The following is a 6933-nucleotide window of genomic DNA, read 5'->3' as shown; positions in this document are numbered from 1 at the left end:
ACCGGCGAAGAGCAGGCGCTTCCGGCCGATGTCCATGAGGTGCTGGGCGGCGAGGAAGCCGCCGTGCTCCTCGTCGACCACCACGCTGCAGCAATCGGTCCGGTCTCCGGCGTAGTTGACGAGCACGATGTTGCGACCATGCCGTCGCACCCGGTCCACTCCGTCGAGTGCCGCGTCGAGCGGCGCGAGGATGATGCCTGCGACGCGTGCCTCATCGAAGATGTCGAGATAGGACTCCTGTTTCTCGAAGGTCACGTCGCTGTTCGCGAGCAGCAGGGACCGCCCGGTCGAACTGGCTGCTTTCTCCGCCCCACGTGCGATGTCGACGAAGAGGGAGTTCCCGACGTCGGTGAGGATCAGCCCCACGGTGTTGCTCTTCCCGGCGGCGAGTGACCGTGCGGCGTCGTTCCGTACGAATCCGAGCTCGTCGATTGCTGCGGTGACGCGTGCGATGGTCTTTGCCGAGACGATCTCAGGCTTGTTGAGGACGTGCGAAACCGTGCCGAGCGAGACGCCCGCGAGGCGGGCGACATCGTTCATGCTCGGGGCAGCAGCCAGATCATCGCTCGCTGGTTGGACGGCTGTCACGGCACCTCGATCGGGTTCGGCACTGTATGACGCCCGGGCGGGGCGGCAGACTCGCAGGTTATCCCTCATATTAAGCGACCGTCAGGAGCCGATCGCCACCTGGGTGAAAGCGTGTGTCCCGGAGCCGACGGGAACCGGCGGTTGCCCCGGCAGGTCCACGGTGGCCGTGCACCCTGTAGGGACCGCGACCTCCACCGACAACGCCCCGTTGTCCAGCGTCCAGGAGATCGACGCCGGCCCGTACGGCGTTTCGTGCCGCGCGCTCGCCGAGGTGAGTCCGCCGCCCGGCCGCGGTCGGAAGAGGATCGAGCGGTAACCCGGGGCCGCCGGAGCCATTCCTGCCACCGTGCGGTGCATCCAGTCGGCGACAGCGCCGAGTGCGTAGTGATTGAACGACGTCATGTTCCCAGGGTTGATGGAGCCGTCCGGCAGCATGCTGTCCCAGCGTTCCCAGATGGTGGTTGCGCCCTGCTCCACCGCGTACAGCCAGGACGGGCACTCCTTCTCGAGCAGCAGGTCGTAGGCAGTCTCGATCTCACCGACGCCCGTGAGGGCATCCGTCACGAGCGGGGTCCCGGCGAATCCGGTCGCAATGCGATTCCCCGCCCGGCGGACCAGCTCCGCGAGGCGCTCACCGCCGCGCCGCCTCTGATCCTCGGTCGGAGCCAGGCCGAAAGCGAGCACCAGGGCATAGGCGGTCTGGGCGTCGCTGACGACACGACCGGACGGGGAGATGAACTCGCGGGCGAAGGCTTCACGAACCTTCCGTGCCAGCTCACGGTAGTGGAGCTCGTCGGCGGTGTGGCCGAGGACGCTCGCCATGTCGGCGAGGTGCTGGGAGGACCAGGCGAAGTACGCGGTCGAGACGAGGTAGCGGTCTGTGGTGGCGTCGGCAGGATCATGCGGTGGGGCGGCGGGGTCGAGCCAGTCGCCGAGCTGCATGCCCCTGTTCCACAGGTAGGATTCCCCGGCACGTCGTGCCATCAGGTCGACCCATGCCTTGGCGCTGGCGTACTGGGTGGCGAGCACACCGGTGTCGCCGAACCGCTGGTAGAGCGTCCAAGGGGTCAGGACGGCGACATCACCCCAGACGGCGCCGGGCTGGATCGGCGTCCACTCCTCGCCTCCCGGAATGACCGGCACGTACCAGGGCACGGTGCCGTCGTCGAGTTGCTCGGCGGCGACGTCCTTGAGCCAGGAGCCGAGCATGCCGGAGCAGTCGTAGAGGAAGGTGGCGGTCGGGGCGAACACCTGCAGGTCACCGGTCCAGCCCAGGCGTTCATCACGCTGGGGGCAGTCCGTGGGGATGTCGACGAAATTGCCGCGCATGCTCCAGCGCACGTTCTCGTGAAGCTGGTTGACGTCCTGGTCCGAGCACTCGAACCAGCCGGTGCGCTCCATGTCCGTGTGGTGGACGCGCGCTGATATGTCGGTCATCGGGTTGCCGTCGGTCATCCCGGTGATTTCCGCATAGCGGAAGCCGTGGATGGTGAAGCGGGGTTCCCACTCCACGGTTTCCATGCCGGCGGCGATATAGACGTCGGTTGCCGCGGCTCCGCGGAGCGGGCGTGTGCCTAGTTCACCGTGTTCGAGGACTTCGGCGTGTCGCAGCCGGATCTCCTGACCTGCGGGAAGTCCGGACAGCCGCAGCCGTAACCGGCCCACGAGGTTCTGGCCGAAGTCGATGATCATCTTCCCCGAGGGGGAGGTGACTATCCCTACGGGTGCTACCTCCTCGGTGCAGCGGACGGGTGGACCGTCCGGAGCGACCAGGGTCGCAGGGTCACGAGGGACGACCCGCATGGTGGACCAGGAGGCGTCGTCGAACCCGGGTGTCGACCACCCTGACGCTTCCTGCCGCGCGTCGTAGAGCTCCCCTTCGTAGAGGCCGGTAGTGATGATCGGCCCGAATCCGGCGCGCCAACTGCTGTCGCTGGCGATGACCGTCGTGGATCCGTCGTCGTGGGTGACGTGCAGTTGGGCGAGCAGGGCGATATCGGTGCCGTAAAGATTCGGGTAGCCTCCGTGGAAGCCGAGGCGTCCGCGGTACCAACCGTCGGCCAGCCATGCCCCGATCGCATTCCTGCCTTGGGCGACAGCGTCGGTGACGTCGTAGGTGAAGTACCGCAGGCGCTGCCCGTAGACGGTCCACCCGGGAGATAGTGCGTCGTGACCGATGCGTCGGCCGTTGATCTCCATTTCGTAGAGGCCGTGCGCGGTGACGTAGAGGCGGGCTGCCCGGATGGGTTTCTTCACGGCGAACTCGCGTCGCACGAGCGGTGGACGCCGCAGTGCCTCCGGGTTCTCGTCCCAGTCGGGAGCGATGGCTTGTGCTACCCAGTCGGAGGGTTCGAGGAGGCCGGTCTCGGCGGCGGCAGCGGGGCTCCACTCGCTCGGGGTGACGTCGTCCGTGCCCCAGACCCGGACCCGGACCGTTACGGCCGTCCGGGTGGCGAGGTCTTCTGCGGGCCACGGCACCAGGACCGAATCGGGCGAGATGACGACCAGTGACGATGCTCCCTCGCCGGAATCTCGTGTCACCTCGATCTCGTACCGATGCTGGATCCAACCGGGCTCTGCCGTCGTCTTCCAGCTCAGCCTCGGTCGCCGCTCCCCGATCCCCAGGGGTTCGCGGTGGTGCTCGAACGAGACGGGACTGACGGTGATGGGCATGGAGTTCCTTCGGTGCTGATTCGCCGCGAGGTGGCGGAGGAGGTGCGGTGGGATGGAGCGGGGGGAGGGCGTCAGCCCTTCACGGAGCCGGCTGCCAGTCCCTTCATGACACGCTGGTTGAGGAACAGGTAGATGGCGAGGGTTCCGAAGACGTTGATGCAGATGGCCGCGAACAGGGGGCCGTACTGCACCGCGCCGAACTGGCCGGTGAAGTTCAGCAGTCCCACCTGGATGGTGCTGAGGTCGCTGTTGTTGGCGAATGTCAGCGCGATCAGGAGGTCATTCCAGATGAAGAAGAACTGCACCAGCGCCACGGTGAAGACGGCGTTGCGGACCATCGGGAAGCCGACGGAGATGAACGACCGGATGATGCTTGCGCCGTCGAGGGTGGAGGCCTCGAACACCTCACGGGGTACCGCGCGGAAGTAGGTCGCCATCATGAAGACCGTCAGGGGCAGGCCGGTGGCGGTGTAGGTGATGATCAGTGGCCAGAGTGTCCCGGTCAGGCCGGTGTTGAAATAGGCGGAGAACAGGGGGAGCAGGATCATCTGACCCGGCACCATGATGCCGGTCAGGAAGATCAGCAGGACGCCGTTGCGCCCTTTCCAGACCATGACCTCGAGCGCGAACCCGGCGGCGACACCGAGGATGATGATCAGGGCCAGCGAGGGCAGGGTGGCCATCAAGGAGTTCGCCACGAAGACCGCGATATTGCCGGTCGTCCAAGCCTCGATGTAGTTGTCGAAGTTCAGCGATCCCGGCAGGGACCAGACGGGGTCGTTGAGGAATTCCTGCTGCGTCTTGAAGGAGCCGAGCACCAGCCAGAGCAGCGGGTAGAGCTCGACGACGAGCAGGAGGGCGATCAGCAGATGGACGGGGAGTTTTGCCCAGCGTCTGCCGGCACGGGAGCGTGAGCGGCGTGGCTCCTGGCGCTGCATCGCCTCGAGGGGCGCCTTGGTGGCGGGTACCTGTGTGCTCATGGCGTCAGTCCTTGGTGAGGTCGCGGCGCGAGGACCGGAAGATGAAGATGGTCACGATCAGGCACAGCAGCGTCAGCAGCAGGGCGATCGAGCTGCCGTACCCGTAATCACCGAAGGTGAAGGACGTACGGAACATGTAGAGCGTCAGCGGCGTGGTCGAGGACCCGGGGCCGCCGTTGGTCAGGGCGACGATGGAGTCGAAGACCTTGAGGGTTCCGTTGATGCTGAAGATGATCGAGGACAGCAGGACCGGCAGGGAGAGCGGAAGGACGATGTTCTTGATGAGCCGCCACCCGGTAGCGCCATCGAGCCGTGCGGACTCGAGCATGTCTTCGGGGATGTCCACCAGTCCGGCGTAGAGCAGGACGGCGTAGAAGCCCATCGATCGCCAGATGTCCATGAGGACGATGACCCAGAAGGCGCTGGAGGCACTGCCGAACCAGTCGACCGATTCGACGCCCACGCCGTTGAGCAGGCTGTTGACGAGCCCGTTCTGAGGGGCGATCTCGAACATCTTCTGGAAGAGGAGGGCGACGGCGACCGTCGGCAGGACGACCGGGAAGAAGACGAGCGTCCGGATGACGTTCGAGGACTTCTTGAGAATGAACACGTACATCAGTGACAGCAGGTAGCCCATGAGGATCTGGCCTACCGTGATCACGACGGCGTACCGGATGGTGAAGGAGAGCGCGGTGCGGACTTCAGGGTCCGTGAACAGACGGGTGAGGTTGTCCGTGCCGACGAACGTGAAACCGGAGATGGCATTGCCGGAGAAGAAGGTGTAGCCCATCGACCAGATGATGGGCACGAGCATCACCAGGGTGTACACCAGCAGTGCCGGGCCGAGGAGGATCGCGAGGGCTTTCTTGTCGCCCAGTACTGACTGCATGGTGGTCCTTTGTCTACGTCTGGTTTCCGCATTGCGCCATGACCCGGAAGGGGGAATGTGCCGGGGAGGAGGGCCGTCCCTCCGCTCCTCCCCGGCGCGAGTGGGCCCTACTTGAGGGCGGACTGGACCGTTTCCATGAACTGCTCGGGGCTCATGCTCCCGGTGACGAGCGGTGCGGCATTGGTCTGGCTGGCTGTGGTGGCCTGCGTGTCGAAGAGGGCTTCGAACCAGAGGACACTCTCGCTCGTCGAGGAGATGGTTTCCTGGACGGTCTGGGTGAGGGGATCGACGTCGACTTCTTCGTTGACCTTGAAGCCCGAGATCGACCCCTGGTTCCCCAGTGCGGAGCTACCGTAGTTCTCGGAGATGCACTTCAGCCATTCCCCGGTTCCCTCGTTGTAGGCCTTCTGGGAGATGGCCATGGGCAGGCCGACGTTGGCGGCGTACTGGTTGTCGACCCCGGAGCCGCCCTCGACCTTCGGGAACGGCATGAAGCCGATGTTGTCGAGGCCGATCTGGTTCGCTGCTTCGTCGTTGAAGTTCGCGAGGACCCAGCTGCCCATGTAGAGCATGCCGGCCTCGCCGGTGAGGAACTGGTTGATGGCGGTGTCGTAGTCGATCGAGCCGACACCTTCGCCGAAGTAGCCCTTCTCTCCGAGGGACGCCACCTGCGCGGCTGCCTCGACGTACTCGGGATCCGTCAGTTTCGCCTCACCGTCGGCGACCTTCTGCAGGGCGTCCTTGCCGAGATCGCTGAAGAGGTATCCGCTGATGAGGCGGGTCAGGGGCCAACCCTGCTCGCCCGACGCAGACAGGGGAGTGACGCCGCTCTGCTTGAGGGATTCGGAGGCTGCGACGAAGTCGTCCCAGGACTGCGGGACCTCGATGTTGTTCTCAGCGAACAATTGCTTGTTGTACCAGACGCCCTCGACGTTGTACTGGTACGGGAGGACGTTGAAGCCGCCGTACAGTGCCTTGATCGTGTCGATCGCCGCCGGTTCGATCTGGTCGATGACGTCGAGGTCGGTCAGGGTCGCCTCGAGGTCCAGGACGTTACCCGAACCGGCGAGCTCCTTGGTCAGAGCGGGGGCGTTGCCGGCCGCGAACTGGACGGGGAGGGCGCCCTGCCCGGCGAGCAGCTGAAGCTGCTGGTCAAGGTTGGTCTGCGGCACGGTATCCACCTTGAGCGGCATGGCGTCGGCCGCCGTCTTGCACTGGTCCGACGCCAGGGTCTCGAGTTCAGTGGAGATCGTCGTGTTCTCGACGTTGGTCAGGAAGGAGAACTCGCCGGCCTCGGACCCGCCCTCACCACCCCCTGAACTTCCTGCACCACAGCCGGTCAGGACGAGCGACGCGGTGCCGAGGCTCGCGCCCAGCAGCAGCATCCTGTTCTTCGTACGCAGAGTGGCCACGTTTTCCTCCTTGAAAGTGTGCGCCCCGGTATTGAAGCGTTTCAATTATCGAGAGTAGGGCCGGATGTGGGGTGTGTCAACCATCACAGGCGGGTCGGATCGAGGCGCCGGGCAGGATCAGGAGCATCGTGCCGCGATCCGTCCCGACAGGACGGCAGCTGGGGTGCAGGGGATGCATGAAGACCCGTCATCCGGGGGGAGGGTGGCAGGCCTTCCTGGCCGTCGCGGTAGTCACCTCTCACCCCGAGCGGGACCACTTCGCGGTCGTCACGATCGCAGGCTTCACTCTTGGTGGCACTGCTTCCAGAACACTGTGCGATCGCCGAACATCGGTTCATGGTGACGAAGTGGAGCCGTGTCCTCGTGCTCCAGGCCCCCTGCAGGGTCGGGC

At 65.3% G+C, this 6933-nt stretch carries 5 protein-coding genes; all 5 read right to left on the bottom strand.

Annotated features, from left to right (window positions below; translation table 11 throughout):
- Window positions 1-540, bottom strand: a 540-nt coding sequence (locus tag CXQ97_RS17345; RefSeq protein ID WP_258062723.1) for a LacI family DNA-binding transcriptional regulator, incomplete at its 3' end; no start/stop codon positions are given.
- A gap of 129 nt (window positions 541-669) precedes the next feature.
- Window positions 670-3261: a glycoside hydrolase family 78 protein gene (locus CXQ97_RS17340; protein ID WP_104182137.1), complete on the bottom strand. Its 2592-nt coding sequence runs from the start codon at window positions 3259-3261 to the stop codon at window positions 670-672.
- A gap of 71 nt (window positions 3262-3332) precedes the next feature.
- A complete protein-coding gene (locus CXQ97_RS17335; protein WP_104182136.1) occupies window positions 3333-4241 on the bottom strand; it encodes a carbohydrate ABC transporter permease in 909 nt (302 codons plus the stop codon).
- A gap of 4 nt (window positions 4242-4245) precedes the next feature.
- On the bottom strand, window positions 4246-5130 hold the full coding sequence (locus CXQ97_RS17330; protein WP_104182135.1) for a carbohydrate ABC transporter permease: 885 nt from the start codon (window positions 5128-5130) through the stop codon (window positions 4246-4248).
- Between the two features lie 107 nt (window positions 5131-5237).
- Window positions 5238-6542 carry an ABC transporter substrate-binding protein gene (locus tag CXQ97_RS17325; RefSeq protein ID WP_258062722.1) on the bottom strand — a complete coding sequence of 435 codons (1305 nt, stop codon included), beginning with the start codon at window positions 6540-6542 and terminating at the stop codon, window positions 5238-5240.
- Window positions 6543-6933: the final 391 nt, after the last annotated feature.

Source organism: Arthrobacter sp. B0490 (genome assembly GCF_002929355.1).
Lineage (GTDB): Bacteria > Actinomycetota > Actinomycetes > Actinomycetales > Micrococcaceae > Arthrobacter_D.
Note: the sequence above shows the minus strand (reverse complement) of the source record. Positions and strands in the feature narration are given on the sequence as shown.

Bases quoted from the DNA above. Each gene is read 5' to 3' on its own strand.
- CXQ97_RS17340 (WP_104182137.1), bottom strand. From the start codon at position 3,261: ATGCCCATCACCGTCAGTCCCGTCTCGTTCGAGCACCACCGCGAACCC.
- CXQ97_RS17335 (WP_104182136.1), bottom strand. From the start codon at position 4,241: ATGAGCACACAGGTACCCGCCACCAAGGCGCCCCTCGAGGCGATGCAG.
- CXQ97_RS17330 (WP_104182135.1), bottom strand. From the start codon at position 5,130: ATGCAGTCAGTACTGGGCGACAAGAAAGCCCTCGCGATCCTCCTCGGC.